Origin of the sequence: Streptomyces sp. ICC1 (assembly GCF_003287935.1) — a bacterium.
In the GTDB taxonomy this organism is placed as follows: domain Bacteria; phylum Actinomycetota; class Actinomycetes; order Streptomycetales; family Streptomycetaceae; genus Streptomyces; species Streptomyces tritrimontium.
The window spans coordinates 857,852-879,993 of sequence record NZ_CP030287.1; the positions used below are offsets into that span (position 1 = coordinate 857,852).

General features: G+C 71.2%; 15 protein-coding genes and 1 pseudogene. 9 read left to right on the forward strand and 7 right to left on the reverse strand.

What is annotated here, in order from left to right; all coding sequences use genetic code 11:
- Window positions 1–180: 180 nt before the first annotated feature.
- Window positions 181–681, reverse strand: a complete 501-nt coding sequence (bldD, locus tag DRB96_RS04115) for a transcriptional regulator BldD (RefSeq protein ID WP_069929708.1) — start codon at window positions 679–681, stop codon at window positions 181–183.
- Window positions 682–975: 294 nt separating this feature from the next.
- On the opposite strand from bldD, the gene pyrR reads away from it, so the two are divergent.
- The 8 genes from pyrR to pyrF all read left to right on the forward strand — a co-directional run bounded on the left by pyrR (window position 976) and on the right by pyrF (window position 11,101).
- On the forward strand, window positions 976–1,578 hold the full coding sequence (pyrR, locus tag DRB96_RS04120; RefSeq protein ID WP_112446813.1) for a bifunctional pyr operon transcriptional regulator/uracil phosphoribosyltransferase PyrR: 603 nt from the start codon (window positions 976–978) through the stop codon (window positions 1,576–1,578).
- 117 nt (window positions 1,579–1,695) lie between these two features.
- Window positions 1,696–2,697, forward strand: a complete 1,002-nt coding sequence (locus DRB96_RS04125) for an aspartate carbamoyltransferase catalytic subunit (protein WP_112446814.1) — start codon at window positions 1,696–1,698, stop codon at window positions 2,695–2,697.
- 2 nt (window positions 2,698–2,699) lie between these two features.
- The gene (locus tag DRB96_RS04130; RefSeq protein ID WP_112446815.1) at window positions 2,700–3,986 is read left to right on the forward strand and encodes a dihydroorotase; all 1,287 of its coding nucleotides are present in this window, start codon (window positions 2,700–2,702) and stop codon (window positions 3,984–3,986) included.
- Window positions 3,983–4,567 carry a hypothetical protein gene (locus DRB96_RS04135; protein WP_112446816.1) on the forward strand — a complete coding sequence of 195 codons (585 nt, stop codon included), beginning with the start codon at window positions 3,983–3,985 and terminating at the stop codon, window positions 4,565–4,567. The genes DRB96_RS04130 and DRB96_RS04135 overlap by 4 nt, the downstream gene beginning before the upstream one ends.
- Complete coding sequence (carA, locus tag DRB96_RS04140; protein ID WP_112446817.1) at window positions 4,564–5,727, forward strand: glutamine-hydrolyzing carbamoyl-phosphate synthase small subunit; 1,164 nt, start codon at window positions 4,564–4,566, stop codon at window positions 5,725–5,727. The genes DRB96_RS04135 and carA overlap by 4 nt, the downstream gene beginning before the upstream one ends.
- On the forward strand, window positions 5,720–9,028 hold the full coding sequence (gene carB, locus DRB96_RS04145) for a carbamoyl-phosphate synthase large subunit (RefSeq protein WP_112446818.1): 3,309 nt from the start codon (window positions 5,720–5,722) through the stop codon (window positions 9,026–9,028). The genes carA and carB overlap by 8 nt, the downstream gene beginning before the upstream one ends.
- A gap of 124 nt (window positions 9,029–9,152) precedes the next feature.
- Window positions 9,153–10,262, forward strand: a complete 1,110-nt coding sequence (locus tag DRB96_RS04150) for a quinone-dependent dihydroorotate dehydrogenase (RefSeq protein ID WP_112446819.1) — start codon at window positions 9,153–9,155, stop codon at window positions 10,260–10,262.
- Window positions 10,259–11,101, forward strand: coding sequence for an orotidine-5'-phosphate decarboxylase (gene pyrF, locus DRB96_RS04155; RefSeq protein ID WP_112446820.1), 843 nt, complete (start codon window positions 10,259–10,261; stop codon window positions 11,099–11,101). The genes DRB96_RS04150 and pyrF overlap by 4 nt, the downstream gene beginning before the upstream one ends.
- 225 nt (window positions 11,102–11,326) lie before the next feature.
- On the opposite strand, the gene DRB96_RS04160 is transcribed toward pyrF, so the two are convergent.
- From DRB96_RS04160 to DRB96_RS04175, 4 genes are all read right to left on the reverse strand, one after another.
- Window positions 11,327–12,787 (reverse strand): catalase, encoded by a 1,461-nt coding sequence (locus DRB96_RS04160; RefSeq protein WP_112446821.1) that lies wholly within the window; start codon window positions 12,785–12,787, stop codon window positions 11,327–11,329.
- 50 nt (window positions 12,788–12,837) lie between these two features.
- The gene (locus tag DRB96_RS04165) at window positions 12,838–14,913 is read right to left on the reverse strand and encodes an ATP-binding SpoIIE family protein phosphatase (protein WP_204357633.1); all 2,076 of its coding nucleotides are present in this window, start codon (window positions 14,911–14,913) and stop codon (window positions 12,838–12,840) included.
- A 277-nt stretch (window positions 14,914–15,190) separates the two neighbouring features.
- Entirely contained in the window at window positions 15,191–15,922 is a 732-nt protein-coding gene (locus DRB96_RS04170; RefSeq protein WP_112446822.1) for a DUF402 domain-containing protein, read from the reverse strand.
- A gap of 112 nt (window positions 15,923–16,034) precedes the next feature.
- On the reverse strand, window positions 16,035–17,450 hold the full coding sequence (locus DRB96_RS04175; RefSeq protein ID WP_112446823.1) for a class II fumarate hydratase: 1,416 nt from the start codon (window positions 17,448–17,450) through the stop codon (window positions 16,035–16,037).
- 107 nt (window positions 17,451–17,557) lie between these two features.
- On the opposite strand from DRB96_RS04175, the gene DRB96_RS04180 reads away from it, so the two are divergent.
- On the forward strand, window positions 17,558–19,099 hold the full coding sequence (locus DRB96_RS04180; RefSeq protein ID WP_112446824.1) for a ricin-type beta-trefoil lectin domain protein: 1,542 nt from the start codon (window positions 17,558–17,560) through the stop codon (window positions 19,097–19,099).
- An 87-nt stretch (window positions 19,100–19,186) separates the two neighbouring features.
- Here the strand turns inward: DRB96_RS04180 and DRB96_RS04185 are convergent, their stop codons facing one another.
- Entirely contained in the window at window positions 19,187–19,954 is a 768-nt protein-coding gene (locus DRB96_RS04185) for a glycerophosphodiester phosphodiesterase (protein ID WP_112446825.1), read from the reverse strand.
- A gap of 466 nt (window positions 19,955–20,420) precedes the next feature.
- Window positions 20,421–22,049 (reverse strand): annotated as a pseudogene (locus tag DRB96_RS04190) (fumarate hydratase); the annotation flags it as partial.
- Window positions 22,050–22,142 lie beyond the last annotated feature (93 nt).

Below are 22,142 nucleotides of genomic sequence, written 5' to 3' on the forward strand. Positions count from 1 at the left end.
TGCCGGTCCGGGTCGTGCCGGGTCGTGCCGGGTCGTGCCGGGTCGTGTCGGCCCGGGCCGGCTGGGTCCGCGGATCCGGGACGGGACGCAAAAGACCGGCGGGGCGCCGGGGGCCTCTCGGCTCCCCGGCGCCCCGCCGGTAACGTTTCTGCTGGGCCTGGGCCCGGTAACACCGTCGGACTAGATGTCCTCGTGCGCCACCGCACGACGCGCGTCCGCGTCCAGCACGCCCCAGCTGATCAGCTGCTCGGTCAGGACCGAGGGGGACTGGTCGTAGATGACGGCGAGGGTGCGCAGGTCGTCCTGGCGGATCGAGAGCACCTTGCCGTTGTAGTCGCCGCGCTGGCTCTGGATGGTCGCCGCGTAACGCTGCAGCGGGCCGGCCTTCTCCGCGGGGACGTGGGCCAGGCGCTCCAGGTCCAGGCGCAGCTTCGGCGGCGGCTCGGCCGCTCCGCCGGGGGTCGTTCCCGGCAGCAGTTCCTGCACCGGAACCCCGTAGAAGTCCGCCAGCTCGGCAAGGCGCTGGACGGTCACGGCGCGGTCCCCGCGCTCGTAGGAACCGACCACCACGGCCTTCCAACGGCCCTGGGACTTCTCCTCGACACCATGGAGGGAAAGGCCCTGCTGGGTGCGGATGGCGCGGAGCTTGGCCCCGAGCTGTTTGGCGTATTCGCTGGACATAACGCTCCCGGACGCTGTGCGCTGTGACGGCATGGACGCTGTGACGACATGAACGCTTTGGCGACATGGCCCACGTGATGGACCACGTGCGGCTCCGCCGCGCGGCTCGTAACTCACTGTGAGGTTACGCAGCGTTACTTGGATGCGTCAAGCCGAATGGTCCGCGACGCCCACGGACGAGGGGTCCCGGGCCGCCCCGGTGCGGGCCCCGGGGAATCCCCCTGGTACCGTGGAACGCGTAGATCAGACGTCCTTTAAGGTCCGTCCCGTGAGGCGGAGAAGGAGGTCCTTTTCATGGACACCCAGCACAACCGCACCACAGCCCGGGAAACCGGGCAGAGCGATGCCATGCGCCCCGTTCTCGACGCGCAGGACATCGCCCGGGTCCTGACCCGGATCGCCCACGAGATCGTCGAACGCGCCAAGGGCGCCGACGACGTGGTGCTCCTCGGCATCCCCACCCGCGGCGTGTACCTCGCCCGCAGGCTGGCCGCCAAACTCGAAGAGATCACCGGTGCCAAGATCCCGGTGGGCTCCCTCGACATCACCATGTACCGCGACGACCTGCGGATGAAGCCGGCCCGCGCCATCGGGCGCACCGAGATCCCCGGCGACGACATCGACGGCCGCCTGGTCGTCCTCGTCGACGACGTCCTCTTCTCCGGCCGCACCATCCGCGCCGCCCTCGACGCCCTCGGCGACATCGGCCGCCCGCGCGCCGTGCAGCTCGCCGTCCTCGTCGACCGCGGCCACCGCGAACTGCCGATCCGCGCCGACTACGTCGGCAAGAACCTCCCCACGTCGCTGCGGGAGAACGTGTCGGTCCAGCTCCAGGAGGAGGACGGCCGGGACGCCGTACTGCTCGGCCAGCGAACCGACCGGGCAGCGGGGCAGTAACCCTGCCGGAGCCGGACCCCCCCGGGGGTCCGCGCGCCGAAGCCTGCCCTGCCACACCCCAGCCCGCCCGTCTGCCCTCCCCACACCGCTGCCCTCACCGACGTACGGAGAACCCGGATGAAGCGCCACCTCATCTCGGCCGCCGATCTCACGCGCGACGACGCCGTCCTGATCCTCGACACCGCCGAGGAGATGGCGCGCGTCGCGGACCGGCCGATAAAGAAGCTGCCCACCCTGCGCGGCCGCACGATCTGCAACCTCTTCTTCGAGGACTCGACCCGCACCCGGATCTCCTTCGAGGCCGCCGAGAAGCGCCTGTCCGCCGATGTGATCAACTTCGCGGCGAAGGGCTCCAGCGTCTCCAAGGGCGAGTCCCTCAAGGACACCGCCCAGACCCTGGAGGCCATGGGCGTCGACGCGGTCGTCATCCGGCACCACGCCTCCGGCGCCCCCTACCGCCTCGCGACCTCCGGCTGGATCGACGCCCCGGTCATCAACGCCGGTGACGGCACCCACGAGCACCCCACCCAGGCCCTGCTCGACGCCTTCACCATGCGCCGCCGCCTCGTCGGCAAGGACGCCGGGCTCGGCAAGGACCTGAACGGCCGCCGGATCACCATCGTCGGCGACGTCCTGCACAGCCGGGTCGCCCGCTCCAACGTCCAGCTGCTGCACACCCTGGGCGCCGAGGTCACCCTGGTGGCCCCGCCCACCCTGGTGCCCGTCGGCGTCGAGGCCTGGCCGTGTGAGATCTCGTACAGCCTGGACGAGGTGCTGCCGAAGTCCGACGCCGTGATGATGCTGCGCGTGCAGCGCGAGCGGATGAACGCCGCCTTCTTCCCGACCGAGCGCGAGTACTCCCGCCGCTACGGCCTGGACGGCGCCCGGATGGCCCGGATGCCCGAGCACGCCATCGTGATGCACCCCGGCCCGATGGTCCGCGGCATGGAGATCACCGCCGAGGTCGCCGACTCCGACCGCTGCACGGTCATCGAGCAGGTCACCAACGGCGTCTCCATCCGGATGGCCGTCCTGTACCTGCTGCTCGGGGGCTCCGAGCCCGCCGTCACCACCAGCACCGCCAGCACCACCGCCGCCCGCACCGAGGAGACGAAGTAAAGATGAGCAAGATCCTGATCCGTGGCGCGAAGGTACTCGGTGGCGAGGCGCAGGACGTCCTGATCGACGGCGAGACCATCGCCGCCGTGGGCGCGAACCTGGACGCCGGCGACGCGACGGTCATCGAGGCCCAGGGCCAGACCCTCCTCCCGGGCCTCGTCGACCTCCACACCCACCTGCGCGAGCCCGGCCGCGAGGACTCCGAGACCGTCCTCACCGGCACCCGCGCCGCCGCCTCCGGCGGCTACACCGCCGTCTTCGCCATGGCCAACACCTTCCCCGTCGCCGACACCGCCGGCGTCGTCGAGCAGGTGTGGCGCCTGGGCAAGGAGTCCGGCTACTGCGACGTGCAGCCCATCGGCGCCGTCACCGTCGGCCTGGAGGGCAAGAAGCTCGCCGAGCTTGGCGCCATGCACGAGTCCGCCGCCCGCGTCACCGTCTTCTCCGACGACGGCAAGTGCGTGGACGACGCCGTGATCATGCGCCGCGCCCTGGAGTACGTGAAGGCCTTCGGCGGCGTCGTCGCCCAGCACGCCCAGGAGCCCCGCCTCACCGAGGGCGCCCAGATGAACGAGGGCGTCGTCTCCGCCGAGCTCGGCCTCGGCGGCTGGCCCGCCGTCGCCGAGGAGTCGGTCATCGCCCGCGACGTGCTGCTCGCCGAGCACGTCGGCTCCCGCGTGCACATCTGCCACCTCTCCACCGCCGGCTCCGTCGAGATCGTCCGCTGGGCCAAGTCCCGCGGCATCGACGTCACCGCCGAGGTCACCCCGCACCACCTGCTCCTCACCGACGAGCTCGTGCGCTCGTACAACCCGGTCTACAAGGTCAACCCGCCGCTGCGCACCGAGCGCGACGTGCTGGCCCTGCGCGAGGCGCTCGCCGACGGCACGATCGACATCGTCGCGACCGACCACGCCCCGCACCCCCACGAGGACAAGGACTGCGAGTGGGCCGCGGCCGCCATGGGCATGGTGGGCCTGGAGACCGCGCTCTCCGTCGTCCAGCAGACGATGGTGGAGACCGGACTGCTCGACTGGGCGGGCGTCGCCGAGCGGATGTCCTTCGCCCCGGCGCGCATCGGCGGCCTCCCGAACCACGGACGCCCCGTCTCGGCAGGTGAACCCGCGAACCTGACCTTGGTCGATACCTCGTACCGTGGTGTCGTGGACCCCGCACACTTCGCCTCCCGCAGCCGCAACACGCCTTACGAGGGCCGTGAGCTGCCGGGGCGCGTCACTCACACCTTCCTGCGGGGCCGGGCAACGGTCGTGGACGGGAAACTGGCGTGACACCTGCAGTGATCCAACTGGCCGCCGAGGCCGCCGAACGACAGTCGGCGGAGGTGACGGACTGGGGCGCCCGCATCGCGTGGGTGATCGGTCTGCTCGTCTTCATCGCGTTCGTGTACTGGCTGATGCGGCAGGGCTGGAAATGGCGCGGCACCCTGCAGAGCGATCTGCCGGAGCTGCCCGCCGCCCCCAGCGGCCTCCCGGCGCACCGGCTGGCCCTGACCGGCCGGTACCACGGGTCCACCACCGCCGGGCAGTGGCTCGACCGGATCGTCGCCCACGGGCTGGGGGTCCGCAGCCGGGTCGAGCTCACGCTCACCGACGCGGGCCTCGACGTGGTCCGTCCGGGTGCCACCGACTTCTTCGTACCGGCCGCGCAACTGCGCGGCGCCCGCCTCGACAAGGGAATCGCGGGCAAGGTACTCACCGAGGGCGGTCTCCTCGTCGTCACATGGGCGCACGGCGACAGGCTGATCGACTCCGGATTCCGCTCCGACCGCGCGGCCGAACACGCCGCCTGGGTCGAAGCGATCAACCTCATGAACCACTCAATCACCACGACGGAAGGCGCCGAACGATGACGACCTCCACCAGGGGAGCAGCCAAAGCTCCCGCCGTACTCGTCCTGGAGGACGGTCGGATCTTCCGCGGCCGCGCCTACGGCGCTGTGGGGGAGACCTTCGGCGAGGCCGTGTTCTCCACCGGCATGACCGGCTACCAGGAGACCCTCACCGACCCGTCGTACCACCGGCAGGTCGTCGTGATGACCGCCCCGCACGTGGGCAACACCGGCGTCAACGACGAGGACTCCGAGTCCTCCCGCATCTGGGTCGCCGGATACGTCGTGCGCGACCCCGCGCGCGTCCCCTCGAACTGGCGCTCGCGCCGCTCGCTGGACGAGGAGCTCGTCAAGCAGGGCGTCGTCGGGATCTCCGGCATCGACACCCGCGCCCTGACCCGCCACCTGCGCGAGCGCGGCGCCATGCGCGTCGGCATCTTCTCCGGCGAGGCCTGGGACGGCGTCCGTGACGAGGCGCTGCTCGCCAAGGTGCGCACCGCCCCGCAGATGAAGGGCGCCAACCTCGCCGCCGAGGTCGCCACCAAGGAGGCGTACGTCGTCCCCGCGATCGGTGAGAAGAAGTTCACCGTCGCCGCCGTGGACCTCGGCATCAAGGGCATGACCCCGCACCGGATGGCCGAGCGCGGCATCGAGGTGCACGTGCTCCCCGCCACCGCCACCGTCGAGGACGTGTACGCGGTCAACCCCGACGGCGTGTTCTTCTCCAACGGCCCGGGCGACCCGGCCACCGCAGACGGCCCCGTCGCGGTCATGCAGGCCGTACTGGCCCGCAAGACCCCGCTCTTCGGCATCTGCTTCGGCAACCAGATCCTGGGCCGCGCGCTCGGCTTCGGCACGTACAAGCTGAAGTACGGCCACCGCGGCATCAACCAGCCGGTGCAGGACCGCACCACCGGCAAGGTCGAGATCACCGCGCACAACCACGGCTTCGCCGTGGACGCGCCCCTCGACAAGGTCTCCGAGACCGCCTACGGCCGCGCCGAGGTCTCCCACGTGTGCCTGAACGACCAGGTCGTCGAAGGCCTCCAGCTGCTCGACCAGCCGGCCTTCTCCGTCCAGTACCACCCCGAGGCGGCTGCCGGCCCGCACGACGCCGCGTACCTCTTCGACCGCTTCACGTCTTTGATGGAAACCGCCCAGATGGAGGCCGATCGTGCCTAAGCGCACCGATATCCAGTCCGTCCTGGTCATCGGCTCCGGCCCGATCGTCATCGGGCAGGCCGCCGAGTTCGACTACTCCGGGACCCAGGCCTGCCGCATCCTCAAGGCCGAGGGCCTGCGGGTGATCCTGGTGAACTCCAACCCCGCCACGATCATGACCGACCCGGAGATCGCCGACGCCACGTACGTCGAGCCGATCACCCCCGAGTTCGTCGAGAAGATCATCGCGAAGGAGCGCCCCGACGCGCTGCTCCCGACCCTCGGCGGCCAGACCGCGCTCAACACCGCCATCTCCATGCACGAGCAGGGTGTGCTGGAGAAGTACAACGTCGAGCTCATCGGCGCCAACGTCGAGGCGATCAACAAGGGCGAGGACCGCGAGCTCTTCAAGGGCGTCGTCGAAGCCGTCCACGCCAAGATCGGCTACGGCGAGTCCGCCCGCTCGGTCATCTGCCACACGATGGACGACGTCATCCAGGGCGTCGACACCCTCGGCGGCTACCCCGTCGTCGTGCGCCCCTCCTTCACCATGGGCGGCGCCGGCTCCGGCTTCGCCCACAACGAGGAAGAGCTGCGCCGCATCGCCGGCCAGGGCCTCACGCTCTCCCCGACCACCGAGGTGCTCCTGGAGGAGTCCATCCTCGGCTGGAAGGAGTACGAGCTGGAGCTGATGCGCGACACCAAGGACAACGTCGTCGTCGTCTGCTCCATCGAGAACTTCGACCCGATGGGCGTCCACACCGGTGACTCGATCACCGTCGCCCCGGCGATGACGCTCACCGACCGCGAGTACCAGCGGCTGCGCGACATCGGCATCGCGATCATCCGCGAGGTCGGCGTCGACACCGGCGGCTGCAACATCCAGTTCGCGATCGACCCGGTCGACGGCCGCGTCATCGTCATCGAGATGAACCCGCGCGTGTCCCGGTCGTCCGCGCTCGCGTCGAAGGCCACCGGCTTCCCGATCGCCAAGATCGCCGCCAAGCTGGCCATCGGCTACACGCTCGACGAGGTCCCCAACGACATCACCGAGAAGACCCCGGCCTCCTTCGAGCCGTCCCTCGACTACGTCGTCGTCAAGGCCCCGCGCTTCGCCTTCGAGAAGTTCCCGCTCGCCGACGCCACCCTCACCACCACCATGAAGTCGGTGGGCGAGGCCATGGCCATCGGCCGCAACTTCACCGAGGCCCTCCAGAAGGCCCTGCGCTCCCTGGAGAAGAAGGGCTCGCAGTTCACCTTCGTCGGCCCCACCGGCGACAAGGACGAGCTCCTCGCCACCGCGGTCCGCCCCACCGACGGCCGCATCAACACCGTCATGCAGGCCATCCGCGCCGGCGCCACCCAGGAAGAGGTCTTCGAGTCCACGAAGATCGACCCCTGGTTCGTCGACCAGCTCTTCCTCATCAAGGAGATCGCGGACGAGCTGGCCGCCGCGGAGAAGCTCCACCCCGAGCTGCTCGCCGAGGCCAAGCGCCACGGCTTCTCCGACTTCCAGATCGCCGAGATCCGCGGCCTGCGCGAGGACGTAGTCCGCGAGGTCCGCCACGCGCTGGGCGTCCGCCCGGTCTACAAGACGGTCGACACCTGCGCCGCCGAGTTCGCCGCGAAGACCCCGTACTTCTACTCGTCCTACGACGAGGAGTCCGAGGTCGCCCCCCGCGAGAAGCCCGCGGTCATCATCCTGGGCTCCGGCCCGAACCGCATCGGCCAGGGCATCGAGTTCGACTACTCCTGCGTCCACGCCTCCTTCGCGCTCAGCGACGCCGGCTACGAGACCGTGATGGTCAACTGCAACCCGGAGACCGTCTCCACGGACTACGACACCTCCGACCGCCTGTACTTCGAGCCGCTCACGCTCGAGGACGTGCTGGAGATCGTCCACGCCGAGTCGCTGGCCGGCCCCATCGCCGGTGTCATCGTCCAGCTCGGCGGCCAGACCCCCCTCGGTCTCGCCCAGGCGCTCAAGGACAACGGCGTGCCCATCGTCGGCACCCCGCCGGAGGCCATCCACGCCGCCGAGGACCGCGGCGCCTTCGGCCAGGTCCTCGCCGACGCCGGCCTGCCCGCCCCCAAGCACGGCACCGCCACCACCTTCAAGGGCGCCAAGGCCATCGCCGACGAGATCGGCTACCCCGTCCTCGTACGCCCCTCGTACGTGCTCGGCGGCCGCGGCATGGAGATCGTCTACGACGAGGACCGGCTGTCCTCGTACATCGCCGAGTCCACCGAGATCTCGCCGACCCGCCCCGTGCTGGTCGACCGCTTCCTCGACGACGCCATCGAGATCGACGTCGACGCCCTCTACGACGGCACCGAGCTCTACCTCGGTGGCGTCATGGAGCACATCGAGGAAGCCGGCATCCACTCCGGCGACTCGGCCTGCGCCCTGCCCCCGATCACCCTCGGCGGCTACGACATCAAGCGGCTGCGCGCCTCCACCGAGGCCATCGCCAAGGGCGTGGGCGTCCGCGGCCTGATCAACATCCAGTTCGCGATGGCGGGCGACATCCTCTACGTCCTGGAGGCCAACCCGCGCGCCTCCCGGACCGTCCCCTTCACCTCGAAGGCGACCGCCGTCCCCCTCGCGAAGGCCGCCGCCCGCATCTCGCTCGGCACCACCATCGCCGAGCTGCGCGAAGAGGGCATGCTCCCGAAGACCGGCGACGGCGGCACCCTGCCGCTCGACGCGCCGATCTCCGTCAAGGAGGCCGTCATGCCGTGGTCGCGCTTCCGCGACATCCACGGCCGCGGCGTCGACACGGTCCTCGGCCCGGAGATGCGCTCCACCGGCGAGGTCATGGGCATCGACTGCGTCTTCGGCACCGCCTACGCGAAGTCCCAGGCCGGCGCCTACGGCCCGCTGCCCACCAAGGGCCGCGCGTTCATCTCCGTCGCCAACCGCGACAAGCGCACGATGATCTTCCCGGCGCGCGAGCTCGTCGCCCACGGCTTCGAGCTGATGGCCACCTCCGGCACCGCCGAGGTGCTGCGCCGCAACGGCATCAACGCCACCGTCGTGCGCAAGCTCAGCGAGGGCGAGGGCCCGGACGGCGAGAAGACCATCGTCCAGCTCATCCACGACGGCCAGGTCGACCTGATCGTCAACACCCCGTACGGCACCGGCGGCCGCCTCGACGGCTACGAGATCCGTACGGCCGCCGTGGCGCGCGGCGTCCCGTGCCTCACCACGGTCCAGGCGCTCGCCGCGGCCGTCCAGGGCATCGACGCGCTCAACCGCGGCGACGTCGGCGTCCGCTCGCTCCAGGAGCACGCGGAGCGGCTGACGGCGGCCCGCGACTAGATCCCGGCGAGGACCGACAAGCCCGTACGGCCCGTAGAGGGGAGGGGGACACCGTCCAGCGCGAAGCGCGACGGTCGTCCCCCTCTTCATGAGCTTCATGAGCGCACAAGGGAACCCCTGCACGATGTACAAACTCTTCTTCGACCTGGTCTTCAAGCGGATGGACCCGGAGCAGGCCCACTACATGGCCTTCCGCTGGATCCGCCTCGCCGCCCGCACGCCGGTCCTGCGCACCTTCGTCGCCGCCTTCCTGGCACCCCGGTACGCATCGCTGCGCACCGAGGCCCTCGGCCTGCGGATGCACGGCCCCTTCGGGCTCGCGGCCGGCTTCGACAAGAACGCCGTCGCCATCGACGGGATGTCGATGCTCGGCTTCGACCACATCGAGATCGGCACGGTCACGGCCCAGGCCCAGCCGGGCAACCCGAAGAAGCGGCTGTTCCGGCTGGTGCCGGACCGTGCGCTGATCAACCGCATGGGCTTCAACAACGAGGGTTCGGCGGCCGTGGCGGACCGCCTGGCCGCCCGCAACCCGGTCTTCAAGACCGTCGTCGGCGTCAACATCGGCAAGACGAAGGTCGTGCCCGAGGAGGAGGCCGTCGCCGACTACGTCGCCTCCACCGAGCGCCTCGCCCGCCACGCCGACTACCTGGTCGTCAACGTCTCCTCCCCGAACACCCCGGGACTGCGCAACCTCCAGGCGACCGAGTCGCTGCGCCCGCTGCTGAGCGCCGTACGGGAAGCCGCGGACCGCGCCGTCACCGACCGCCGGGTCCCGCTGCTCGTCAAGATCGCCCCGGACCTCGCGGACGAGGACGTGGACGCGGTCGCCGACCTGGCCCTGGAGCTGGGCCTGGACGGCATCATCGCCACGAACACCACCATCGCCCGCGACGGCCTCGGTCTGAAGTCCTCCCCGTCCCTGGTCAAGGAGACCGGCGGACTGTCCGGCGCCCCCGTCAAGGAGCGCTCGCTGGAGGTCCTGCGCCGGCTGTACGCCCGCGTCGGCGACCGGCTGGTCCTGGTCGGCGTCGGCGGCATCGAGAACGCCGAGGACGCCTGGCAGCGGATCCTGGCCGGCGCGAGCCTGGTCCAGGGCTACAGCGCCTTCATCTACGAGGGCCCCTGCTACGCCCGCGCCATCCACAAGGGCCTGGCCGCGCGCCTGGCCGCCAGCCCGTACGCGACCCTCGCCGACGCGGTGGGCGCCGAAACCCGAAAGGCCGCGCTGTGAGCCCTGTGATCCCGTTCGGTACCCGCCTGCGCGAGGCGATGGACACCCGCGGTCCGCTGTGCGTGGGCATCGACCCGCACGCGGCGCTGCTGGCCTCGTGGGGCCTGGACGACGACATCGCGGGCCTGGAGAAGTTCTCCCGCACGGTCGTCGAGGCGCTGGCCGACTCGGTGGCGGTCTTCAAGCCGCAGGCGGCGTTCTTCGAGCGGTTCGGGTCCAAGGGCGTCGCGGTGCTCGAGCAGACCGTGGCCGACGCCCGGGCGGCGGGCACGCTGGTCGTCATGGACGCCAAGCGGGGCGACATCGGCTCGACGATGGCCGCGTACGCGCAGACCTTCCTGTCGCCGTCCTCGCCGCTCTTCTCCGACGCGCTGACCGTCTCCCCGTACCTGGGCTACGGCTCGCTGAAGCCGGCGGTCGACCTGGCCCGCGAGTCGGGGGCCGGCCTGTTCGTCCTGGCCCTGACCTCCAACCCGGAGGGCGCGGAGGTCCAGCGGGCCGTGCGGTCGGACGGCCGGACGATCGGCGCGACGATGCTCGGGCACCTGGCGGCGGAGAACGCGGGCGCCTCCCCGATGGGCTCGTTCGGAGCCGTCGTGGGCGCGACCCTCGGGGACCTGTCCTCCTTCGACCTGGACATCAACGGGCCGCTGCTGGCCCCCGGCATCGGCGCGCAGGGCGCGACGGCGGCGGACCTCCCGGCGGTCTTCGGCGCGGCCGTCCGCAATGTCGTGCCGAACGTGTCGCGGGGCGTGCTGAAGCACGGACCCGACGCGGGTGCGTTGCGCGGCGCGGCGGAGCGGTTCGCGGACGAGATCCGCGCGGCCGTCTCGGCCTGACCCACGCGTTGCCGGGCGCCCGCGCAGGGGCGTACGGCCCTGGGGGTCGGGGCGTTCCTGTCCCTTAGACACATCTCCGAGGAAGTAACACGGAGAGGAGAGGCGGCAGCGTCAGATGTGTATAAGAGCCGGCGGTAGGCGCTGAGGCCCGAGGACGGGAACGAGGAAGGGCCACCGCCCCGCAGCCGCGGGGCGGTGGCCCTTCCTCGTTCCCGTCCTCGGGCCTCAGCCGGAGACCGCCGCCGCGATCCGGTCGCCGAGCGCCTTGTCCACGTTGCGCCAGTACCGCACGGCCCGCTCCAGGACCGGGGCGCTGACCCCGTCCAGCAGGTGCCCGCTGATGTTCGACACCAGCCGGTCGCGGGCCGCATCGTCCAGCACCTCGCGGACCATCGTGCCGGGCTGCCCCCAGTCGTCGTCCGCGCTGTGCAGGCCGTACGCCTCGCGGACCATCTCGCCCGCCGAGGCCCAGCCGGCCGGCTCGCCGAAGCGGGCCGTGTCCGCCGCGGGGCCGCCGTAGGAGTTGGGCGCGTACGGGCGGGCCGCGGCCGAGGCCTCGAAGCGCATCGCACCGTCCTTGGAGTACGAGGAGACGAGCGAGCGGGCCCGGTTGGGCGGCAGTTGCGCGTAGTTGGCGCCGATCCGGTAGCGGTGCGTGTCCGGATACGAGAACAGCCGGCCCAGCAGCATCTTGTCCGGCGACGGACCGATGCCCGGCACCAGGTTCGAGGGCTCGAAGGCGGCCTGCTCGATGTGGATGAAGTAGTCCGCCGGGTTCTTGTCGAGGGTCATCCGCCCGACCTCGATCAGCGGGTGGTCGGCGTGCGGCCACACCTTGGTCAGGTCGAAGGGGTTGAAGCGGTAGCCGGCCGCGTCCTCGAAGGGCATCACCTGGATCCACAGGGTCCAGCTCGGCGGCTCACCGCCCGCGATCGAGTCGAACAGGTCCCGCCGGTGGCGGTCGGGGTCCTCGCCGGCGATCCGGTCGGCATCGGCCTGCGTCAGGAACTCGATGCCCTGGTCCGTCTTGAAGTGGTACTTCACCCAGAACTTCGCGCCGCCGCCGTTGACCCACAGATAGGTGTGCGAGCCGTAGCCGTTCATGTGCCGGTACGACTTCGGGATGCCGCGGTCGCCCATCAGCCAGGTCACCATGTGCGCGGACTCGGGGGAGAGGGTCCAGAAGTCCCACTGCATGTCGTGGTCGCGCAGCCCGTTGTCGGGACGGCGCTTCTGGGAGCGGATGAAGTCCTGGAACTTGATCGGGTCGCGGACGAAGAACACCGGGGTGTTGTTGCCGACCAGGTCGTAATTGCCGTGCTCGGTATAGAACTTGAGGGCGAAGCCGCGCGGGTCCCGCCAGGTGTCGGGCGATCCCTGTTCACCGGCGACCGTCGAGAAGCGGGCCAGCATCTCGGTCCTTCGGCCCGGCTGGAAGACATCGGCCTTGGTGAACTGGCTCACGTCGTTCGTCACTTGGAAGACGCCGTAGGCGCCCGCGCCCTTGGCGTGGACCACCCGCTCGGGCACCCGTTCCCGGTTGAACTGGGCCATCTTCTCGATGAGGTAGTGGTCCTGCATCAGGATCGGGCCGTCGGCACCCACGGTGAGCGAATGCTCGTCGCTCTCCACCGGAATGCCGACGTTGTCGGTCGTGTACGGGATCTTCTGCGCGTCCTGGGTCACGAGCGTCCTCCCCATGGGTCGGTTGGGTCGCTTCGTCTGCTTCTGCCCAGTCAACGCCGATCATGCGCCCCCGGCAATGCGAGCTCGAACCAGACCACCTTTCCGCTGCTCAGCCGGGTGGCACCCCACCGCTTGGCCATCCGGTTGACCAGGAACAGGCCGCGGCCGCCCTCGTCCGTGTCCCGCGCGCGGCGCTGGCGCGGCAGCTGCGGGGAGTCGTCGCCGACCTCGCAGCGCAGCACGTCCGTGCGCAGGAGGCGCAGCGTGACCGGCCGCTCCGCGTACCGCACGGCATTGGTCACGACCTCGCTGACCAGCAGCTCCAGCGAGTCCTGGAGCTCCTCCAGCCCCCAGCGGGCCAGCGCGCGGCGGGCGAACCGGCGCGCCCGGCCCGGAGCGGTCTCCTCCGGGTCCAGGAACCAGTACGCCACGTCACTGGGCGCGATCCCGTCGAAACGGGCGGCGAGCAGCGCGATGTCGTCGTCCCGGTCACCCGGGCCCAGCATGTCCAGGATGTCGTCGCACAGGGCCTCCAGCGGCGGCGGGTGGTCCAGGCCCGTCAGCTGCGCGGTCGTGGCCAGGCGCTCGCGGAGCTGCTCGATGCCGGTCCACACGTCCCGCAGCCGGGACTCGACCAGGCCGTCGGTGTACAGCACGAGGGTGGCCCCGGCGGGGGCGTCCAGCTCCACCGCCTCGAAGTCCACGCCGCCGACGCCGATGGGGGCGCCGGGGGGTACGCGCAGCACCTCGGCGCGCCCGCCCAGGTGCAGCAGGACCGGCGGCGGGTGGCCGGCGTTGGCGATGGTGATCCGGTGCGAGACCGGGTCGTAGACGGCGTAGAGGCAGGTGGCCATCCGGTCGGAGCCCAGCCGCTGCGCCTGCTCGTCCAGGTGGTGCAGGACCTCGGCGGGCGGCAGGTCGAGCTGCGCCAGCGTCTGGGCCGTCGTACGGAGCTGTCCCATGATCGCCGCGGAGGTCATGGAGTGGCCCATGACGTCGCCGACGACGAGCGCGACCCGGCTGCCGGGCAGGGGTATGGCGTCGTACCAGTCGCCGCCCACCCGGGCCGTCTCGGCGGCGGGCAGGTAGCGGCTGGCCAGGCGGACCCCGGTGGGCTGCGGGAGGCTGTCGGGCAGCATCGTGCGCTGGAGCTCGTCGGCGATGTACGCCTCGCGCCCGTAGAGCATGGCCTTGTCGATGCCCAGCGCGGTGTGGGTGGCCAGCTGGGCGGCGACCAGCAGGTCGTTCGTCTCGAAGGCGGGCCGCTCGGGGGTGCGCAGGAACACCGCCGCGCCGATGACGCGGCGGCGGCCCCGCAGCGGGGCGAGGATGGCCCGCTGCCCGCGCGGTACGGGGTGGTCCGCGCCCAGCAGCTCCGGCAGCGCGGCGCGGGCCGCGGCGGAGGACCCGAAGACGGGCCGTACGCCGCGCAGCACCTCGGCGAGCGCCCCGCCGGGGCGGATCTCGCACAGCTCGGCGGCGGGCAGGTCGCCCTGCGGGCCGACCAGGGCCAGCTGGCTGAAGTCGAGCTCGCCGTCCGAGGTCGTCGCGCCGGCGCCGGCGGCCGCGGCGGTGAACTCGTCGATCGGCCGGAGCCGGTCGGTGCGCCGGAGCCTTAAGACGACGGGCCCCACGGGCCGCTCGTCGCCCACGGGCAGCGGGTCGCGCAGGTAGACGAGGATGGCGTCGGAGAAGGTCGGCACCGTGGCCCGGCACAGCCCGAGCACGATCTCGTCCAGGTCGATGCCGCGCGCGATCCGCCGCGTGGCCGCTCCGACGAACCGCAGCCGGTCGCCTTCGCGCCGGGCGATGGCCTCCGGGGCGTTGCCCTGTGCCGCCTGTGCCGCCTGTGCCGCCTTTGCCGCCTGTGCCACTTGGGCCGCCGGGGCAGCGGCGGCCGCGGCGCGCGCTGCCTCGGTGTCGCGGGCGCCGCTGTTCGCGGCGGCGGTCTCACGGGGGCGGGGGAGGCCGGAGGCGGGCTGGTCGGCCCCCTGGACCTGCGCATGCGTGCGTACGGCCTCGGCGGCCGGGACCGGGGCCTTGCCGTGGCCCAGCTCATCCGTGCGGCCGCCGGAGGCACCGGCAGCCGGCTGTGAGCCCTCCTGAGAGGTGGGGTACTCCGTCACGCGTGGCATTCCGTCCGTTTGCGCTCGATGTGCGCTGCACTCAACTCGGTCAGTCGCGGTATACCCGCTCAGCGGCGGGGACACCACCACCCCGCGGTTCCTCCCCCAAACTTAATCCGGGGGGACCCCCGCCCGCTCATCGCCTCTCGTCGTGCGCCGGCCTCCGGTCAAGTCCCGCGTGCGGCACGAGATTCGAGGTCGGACCCTCTCGCGGCGACGCCACACGCTGCCGCGGAGGACGATCCTACGGTCGCACCCCCGGGGCGCATCAAGGGTCTCATGAGGTCATATGCGCCGGAGTGCGGTCCCAGTCCTTCGGCAGCACCGGAACCTCCCAGGCCGGGTCCGGCCGCCAATCCTGCCAGGCTTCCGAGAACGGCGGGCCCCAGGCCTCGATCACGCCCACCGCGGCCCGCCCGGCGGCCCGCACCCGGTCCGCCTGTTCCGGGTCCATCAGCCCGGACCGCTGGGCCTGCGCGAACTCGTCCTCGTCCCGCCATTTCCACGTGCGGTCCGGATAGACGGAGACGTCGAGGAAGTGGTCCACGGAGTCGATCCCGCCGGACCACCGCGTCCGCGGCTCCTCGAGGTTCACGTACCAGCTCTTGAAGCGCCAGCCGTGCTCCCAGAACAGCCACACCGACCACGGGTCCCCGGGCCGCGCCAGCTTCAGCACGCCCGCCCCGAACCAGCGCGACCGTACGGTGGTCCGCGGCGCGGTGTACCGGGTGGCGAGCGGCTCCTCGTGGACCGGGGTCCCGTCGGCGAGCACCGGTTTGACGCACTCGGTCCCCGGAGCCATCCACACGGCGAGCAGCTCGTCGGTGTCGGCGACCACGGTGACGGGCCGGCAGATGTGCACGGCGCCCTTCAGGCCGGGCGCGTGGTCGCGGTAGCGCCACAGGATCTGCTCCCCGGGCGCCCAGTGCCCGCCGTGGCGCGCGTCCTGTGCCGAGTCCCGCGCGGCACTGCGCGCACTGCCGCCCCCGCGGCCTCCGGTACCTGTCATGGCCAGATCTTAGGGCGGGGGCCCGGGGAATCGCTGCGGTGCAGGTCACCGAGGTGTTCGAGGACCGGAAACGACCGGATCCGGACCCCGCCCGGGGGGCGGCGGGCCCGGATCAGGGCCGGGTCATCCGCAGTACGTCGAGCGCCTCGTCGAGCTGTTCGAGGGTGAGGTCGCCGCGCTCCACGTAGCCGGACTCCAGGACGACCTCGCGGATCGTCTTGCGCTCCGCGAGCGACTTCTTGACGACCTTGGCGGCCTCCTCGTAGCCGATGTAGCGGTTCAGCGGGGTCACCACGGAGGGCGAGGACTCGGCGTACTCCCTGGCCCGGGCCGTGTTGGCGGTGATTCCGTCGATCGTGCGGTCGGCCAGCAGGCGGCTCGCGTTGCCCAGGAGGCGGATGGACTCCAGGAGGTTGCGGGCCATCACGGGGAGCATCACGTTGAGCTCGAAGTTGCCCGCCGCGCCCGCCACGGCGACCGCCGTGTCGTTCCCCATCACCTGGGCCGCCACCATCAGCACGGCCTCCGGGACGACCGGATTGACCTTCCCGGGCATGATCGAGGACCCCGGCTGGAGATCCGGGAGATTGATTTCGGCCAATCCGGTGCGCGGGCCCGAGGCCATCCAGCGGAGGTCGTTGCAGATCTTGGTGAGCGAGACGGCGACCGTGCGGACCATTCCCGAGGTCTCCACCAGCGCGTCCCGCGCCCCCTGGGCCTCGAAGTGGTCCCGGGCCTCGGTCAGCGGCAGCCCCGTGGCCGCGGCCACCTCGGCGATCACGGCGGCGGAGAACCCGGGCGGGGTGTTGATCCCGGTGCCCACCGCGGTCCCGCCCAGCGGCAGTTCGGCCAGCCGGGGCAGCGCCGCGCGCAGCCGCTCGACGCCGTAGCGGAGCTGGACCGCGTACCCGCCGAACTCCTGGCCCAGGGTGACCGGGGTGGCGTCCATCAGGTGCGTCCGCCCGGACTTGACCACCTCGGAGAACTCGGCGGCCTTGCGCTCCATCGCCGCGGCCAGGTGGTCCAGGGCGGGGATCAGCTCACCGGTGACGGCGGCGGTGGCGGCGATGTGGATGGAGGACGGGAAGACGTCGTTGGAGCTCTGCGAGGCGTTGACGTCGTCGTTGGGGTGGACGGCGCGGCCGAGCCGCTCGGTGGCCAGGGTGGCGATCACCTCGTTGGCGTTCATGTTGGACGAGGTGCCGGAACCCGTCTGAAACACGTCGACGGGGAAGTGCTCGTCCCAGCGGCCCTCGGCGACCTCGCCGGCCGCCGAGACGATCGCGGCGGCGATGTCCTCGTCGATTACGCCGAGCCGGGAGTTGACGGCGGCCGCGGCGGCCTTGATCCGGGCCAGCGCCGCGATGTGGGCACGCTCCAGGCGCTGCCCGGAGATGGGGAAGTTCTCCACCGCGCGCTGGGTCTGAGCTCGCCATTTGGCGTGCGCGGGGACGAGTACGTCGCCCATGGAGTCGTGCTCGACGCGGAACCCCTCGGGGCCCGGTTCGGTCTGCTGATCCTCGGTCATCTGTGGTGCCTCCTCAAAAAGTTGAGCAATTGTCTTGTTCGGACTGTTCCCAACTCACCTACTGACCAGTAAATACCGGGGGTAACACTGAGATCGGGGAGGCGTTCATGGCACGTGTCCGTACACAATCCAGGCTCAGATCTACCTTCGCCGCCGTCGCGGCGGTCGCGGCCGCCCTCGGGGGCGTCACCGCCATCACCCCCATGGCCCACGCGGCTCCCGCCGCCGGGTCCGCCGCCGCGGCCGCGGCCACACCCCTCACGCCCGAACTGGAGGCCATCCGGGCCGCCGAGGCCGTCAAGATCTACGGCGACTCGGCGATCCGCCCGCTCGCCGACCGCAAGACCGGCCTGATCTCGCTCGGCGACAGCGAGATCTCGGGCGAGGGCGTCGGCAACTACGATCCCGCGACGAACACCGCGTCCAACCAGTGCCACCGGTCGCCGGACTCGGCGATCCACCGCACCGGCATCGCGGCCGACTACACCTTCAACGCCGCCTGCTCCGGCGGCTACACCGGCAACATCAGGATCGGCGGAGGCAAGCAGTACGCCGACGAGCTGGTGCAGAGCGACAGTCTCGCCATCAAGGCCCGCAACACGAAGATCAAGATGGTGGTGCTGGTCGCCGGGGCCAACGACGACCTGCAGTTCGGCCCGGTCATGACCGACTGTGTCACACGCTGGGTGCTCAGCCAGGGCACCTGCGAGCCGAAGTACGGCCCCGGCTGGCAGGGCCGCGTCGACGGCCTGAAGCCCAAGGTGGAGGCGACGATCGGCGACCTCAAGACGGTCATGCGCGACGCCGGCTACGCCGACTCCGACTACAAGCTGGTCGTGATGGGCTACCCCAGCCCGATCGGCCCCGACTTCAACGACAACCCCGACTTCCCCGGCAAGCTCCCCGGAGGCTGCGCCGGCTACGACTCCGACGCCGCCTGGGGCCGCAACTACGCGGTGCCCACCTTCGAGAAGGGCATGCGCGCGGCCGCCCTCGCCGCGGGCGCGACCTACCTCGACAACTCGAGGCTCTTCCAGGGCCACGAGGTCTGCATGGAGGACACCTGGGCCCGCGGCCTCTACCTCGACCTCGGGGACCACTTCCCGTGGGACGAGAACACCGCCCGTCAGTCCTTCCACCCCAACTACCGCGGCCACGGCGCCTTCGCGTCCTGTCTGACCCAGCTCTACGCCTCCGGCCTGCGCGAGGCCTCCTGCGCCGACCCGGCGAGCACCGGCACCCCCGTCCTGCAGGCCGGGGCCTGGGACGACCTGTACAAGCCGCTCAAGAACGAGGCGACCGGCAACTGCCTCGACTCCAACGGCGGTTCCAGCGCCAACAACACCAAGGTCATCGGCTGGGACTGCCACGGCGGTCGCAACCAGGGCTGGTGGTACGACTCCGCGAAGAAGTCCCTCCACATCGAGCTCACCCATGACCGCTGCCTCGACGCGCCCGCCGCCAACTACGGCAACGGCACCGCGATGATCATCTGGAACTGCCACGGCGGCGCCAACCAGCAGTTCGTCCGCGACGGAGCCACCCTGCGCCCCGCCGCCGCCCCGGGCATGTGCGTGACGGTGGCAGGGGCCCACGAGCCGCTGCGCCTGCAGACCTGCAACGGCTCGGCCAACCAGCGCTTCGTGTAACACCCCGGCAGGACCAGTACCGCCAGACCTGTACCCCCGTCAGGTCGACCACCCCCCACACCCGGCCGGCGCACCCCGGCCGGGTGTTCACATGTCTTGGAGCAGCTTGCGCACGTCGCGGGGCCGGTTGGTGATGATCGTGTCCACGCCCAGGCGCACGCAGAGCTCCAGGTCCTCGGGCTCGTCCACGGTCCACACGCGCACCCGGAGCCCCTTCGCCTTCAGCCGGCCCACCAGCCCCGGATCCCGCCGTACGAGCTCGATGCCCGGGCCCGCGTGCGTGGCGTACGGGGGACGCACCGGCCGTAGCCCGCGCTCGATCAGGTACACGGCGGGCAGTCCGGGCGCGAGCCGGTGCAGCCGGGTCAGGGCGGTCCGGGAGAAGCTCATCACCTCGACGCGGCCGCCGCGGCCGTCCGCGAGCCCGTGCTCCCGCAGCACCCGTACGAGCTCGGCCTCCAGCCGGCCGCCCGCGCGGGTGGGGTGCTTGGTCTCGACGGCCAGCCCGACGGGGTACGGCGCGGCCAGCGCCTCCTTGAGCAGGTCCTCGAAGAGCAGCACCGGGGACCCGGCGTGCTCGGCCCCCTTCCAGGCGCCGAAGTCGAGGGCGCGCAGCTCCTCGTACGTCATCTCCGAGACGATCCCGCGGCCGTCGGAGGTCCGCTCGACGCGGCGGTCGTGCACGCAGACGAGCCGGTGGTCGGCGGTGAGCCGCACATCGCACTCCAGGGCGTCGGCCCCGTCGGCGATGGCCTGCCGGTAGGCCTCGATGGTGTGCTCGGGGTGCTCGTGGGAGGCCCCGCGGTGAGCGATGACCCGCGTGCCGCGGGCCGCAGGGAGGGACGGCTCAGTCATACCCCGAACGTTATCCGGATGCGCCTGGCGGGCCGGCGCGGGACCCTGCACCGATGGCTGAACAGTTCATGACGCTGCACTGCGCGCCCTGCGCCTCCTGCCGGTACGAGACATGGCAGCGGATCGTCGACGGCCGCCTGTGCTGGGATGACAACTACTACTGCGCCGAGTACGGAGTCCACGCGTGCGACCAGGGCTGGGGAGTGCCCCCGCCGTTGATGCGCGAGCGGATCGTCGCTGCGGAGGGCACCGTGCGCCTCGCTGTCGGCGGGCCGGACGGTGTGCCGCTGAAGGTCGTCCGCGAGTTGTACCGACTCACGCTCCCGCAACTGCGCGAGGCGCGGGCCCACGGCCTGGACGCGACCCCGGTGGAGGCAGAGCTCCTGCGCGGGCTGCGGAGCGGACCCCAGGTGTGATCATCCCCGGGCCGCCACGTCGGGCCGGTCCCGCCCTGCCGGCTGCGGTGGGTCGGGGCCGGGGCCGGATCGACGAAGAAGTCGTTGCCCTTGTCGTCGACCACGATGAAGGCCGGGAAGTCCTCGACCTCGATCTTCCAGACCGCCTCCATGCCGAGCTCCTCGTACTCCAGGACCTCGACCTTCTTGATGCAGTCCTGGGCGAGGCGCGCCGCCGGGCCGCCGATGGAGCCGAGGTAGAAGCCGCCGTGCGTGCCGCACGCGTCCGTCACCTGCTGCGAGCGGTTGCCCTTGGCCAGCATGACCTTGGAGCCGCCCGCCGCCTGGAACTGCTCGACGTAGGAGTCCATGCGGCCGGCCGTGGTCGGGCCGAAGGAGCCCGAGGCGTAGCCCTCGGGGGTCTTCGCGGGGCCGGCGTAGTAGACCGGGTGGTCCTTGAGGTACTGGGGCATCTCCGCGCCGGAGTCGAGGAGTTCCTTGATCTTGGCGTGCGCGATGTCGCGGGCCACGACCAGCGGGCCGGTCAGGGAGAGGCGGGTCTTGACCGGGTGCTTGGTGAGGGTGGCGAGGATGTCGTCCATCGGCTGGTTCAGGTCGATGGAGACCACGTCCGCGGACTCGGCGAGATGCTCGTCAGTCGTCTCCGGGAGGAAGCGCGCCGGGTCCGTCTCCAGCTGCTCCAGGAAGACGCCCTCGGCGGTGATCTTCGCGGTGGCCTGGCGGTCGGCGGAGCAGGAGACGGCGATGGCGATCGGGAGGGACGCGCCGTGGCGGGGGAGGCGGACGACGCGGACGTCGTGGCAGAAGTACTTGCCGCCGAACTGCGCGCCGATGCCGATCTTCTGGGTCAGCTCGAAGACCTGCTGCTCCAGGGCCTCGTCGCGGAAGCCGTGGCCCAGCGGGGAACCCTCGGTGGGGAGCTCGTCCAGGTAGTGGGCCGAGGCGTACTTCGCGGTCTTGAGCGCGTGCTCCGCCGAGGTGCCGCCGACCACGATCGCCAGGTGGTACGGCGGGCAGGCCGCCGTGCCGAGCGAGCGGATCTTCTCTTCCAGGAACTTCATCATGGAGGCCTCGTTGAGGACCGCCTTGGTCTCCTGGTAGAGGAAGGACTTGTTGGCGGAGCCGCCGCCCTTGGCCATGAAGAGGAACTTGTACGCGCCGCCGTCGGTCGCGTACAGCTCGATCTGCGCGGGCAGGTTCGAGCCGGTGTTCTTCTCCTCCCACATGGTGACCGGGGCCATCTGCGAGTAGCGCAGGTTCAGGCGGGTGTACGCGTCGAAGATGCCGCGGGACAGGGCCGCCTCGTCGCCGCCCTCGGTGAGGACGTGCTGGCCGCGCTTGCCCATCACGATCGCCGTGCCCGTGTCCTGGCACATCGGCAGGACGCCGGCCGCCGCGATGTTCGCGTTCTTCAGGAGGTCGAGGGCGACGAACTTGTCGTTCGCCGAGGCCTCGGGGTCGTCGATGATCCGGCGCAGCTGCGCGAGGTGCGCGGGGCGCAGGAAGTGCTGGATGTCGTGGATCGCCTCTTCGGCGAGCTTGCGCAGCGCCTCCGGCTCGACCTTGAGGAACGTACGGCCGTCGGCCTCGAAGGTCGAGACGCCTTCGGAGGTCACCAGGCGGTACGGGGTGGAGTCCTCGCCCAGGGGCAGCAGGTCGGTGTACGCAAACTCTGGCATGACGGCAGTCATTCCCTCACTCGGCAGACGGCGCTGACGACCGTTTGGCAGCGCGGTATCCAGCGTAGGACCTCTTCCGGTGGCTTTTGTTGT

Bases quoted from the DNA above. Each gene is read 5' to 3' on its own strand.
- bldD (WP_069929708.1), bottom strand. From the start codon at position 681: ATGTCCAGCGAATACGCCAAACAGCTCGGGGCCAAGCTCCGCGCCATC.
- pyrR (WP_112446813.1), top strand. From the start codon at position 976: ATGGACACCCAGCACAACCGCACCACAGCCCGGGAAACCGGGCAGAGC.
- DRB96_RS04125 (WP_112446814.1), top strand. From the start codon at position 1,696: ATGAAGCGCCACCTCATCTCGGCCGCCGATCTCACGCGCGACGACGCC.
- DRB96_RS04130 (WP_112446815.1), top strand. From the start codon at position 2,700: ATGAGCAAGATCCTGATCCGTGGCGCGAAGGTACTCGGTGGCGAGGCG.
- carA (WP_112446817.1), top strand. From the start codon at position 4,564: ATGACGACCTCCACCAGGGGAGCAGCCAAAGCTCCCGCCGTACTCGTC.
- DRB96_RS04150 (WP_112446819.1), top strand. From the start codon at position 9,153: ATGTACAAACTCTTCTTCGACCTGGTCTTCAAGCGGATGGACCCGGAG.
- DRB96_RS04170 (WP_112446822.1), bottom strand. From the start codon at position 15,922: ATGACAGGTACCGGAGGCCGCGGGGGCGGCAGTGCGCGCAGTGCCGCG.
- DRB96_RS04175 (WP_112446823.1), bottom strand. From the start codon at position 17,450: ATGACCGAGGATCAGCAGACCGAACCGGGCCCCGAGGGGTTCCGCGTC.
- DRB96_RS04180 (WP_112446824.1), top strand. From the start codon at position 17,558: ATGGCACGTGTCCGTACACAATCCAGGCTCAGATCTACCTTCGCCGCC.
- DRB96_RS04185 (WP_112446825.1), bottom strand. From the start codon at position 19,954: ATGACTGAGCCGTCCCTCCCTGCGGCCCGCGGCACGCGGGTCATCGCT.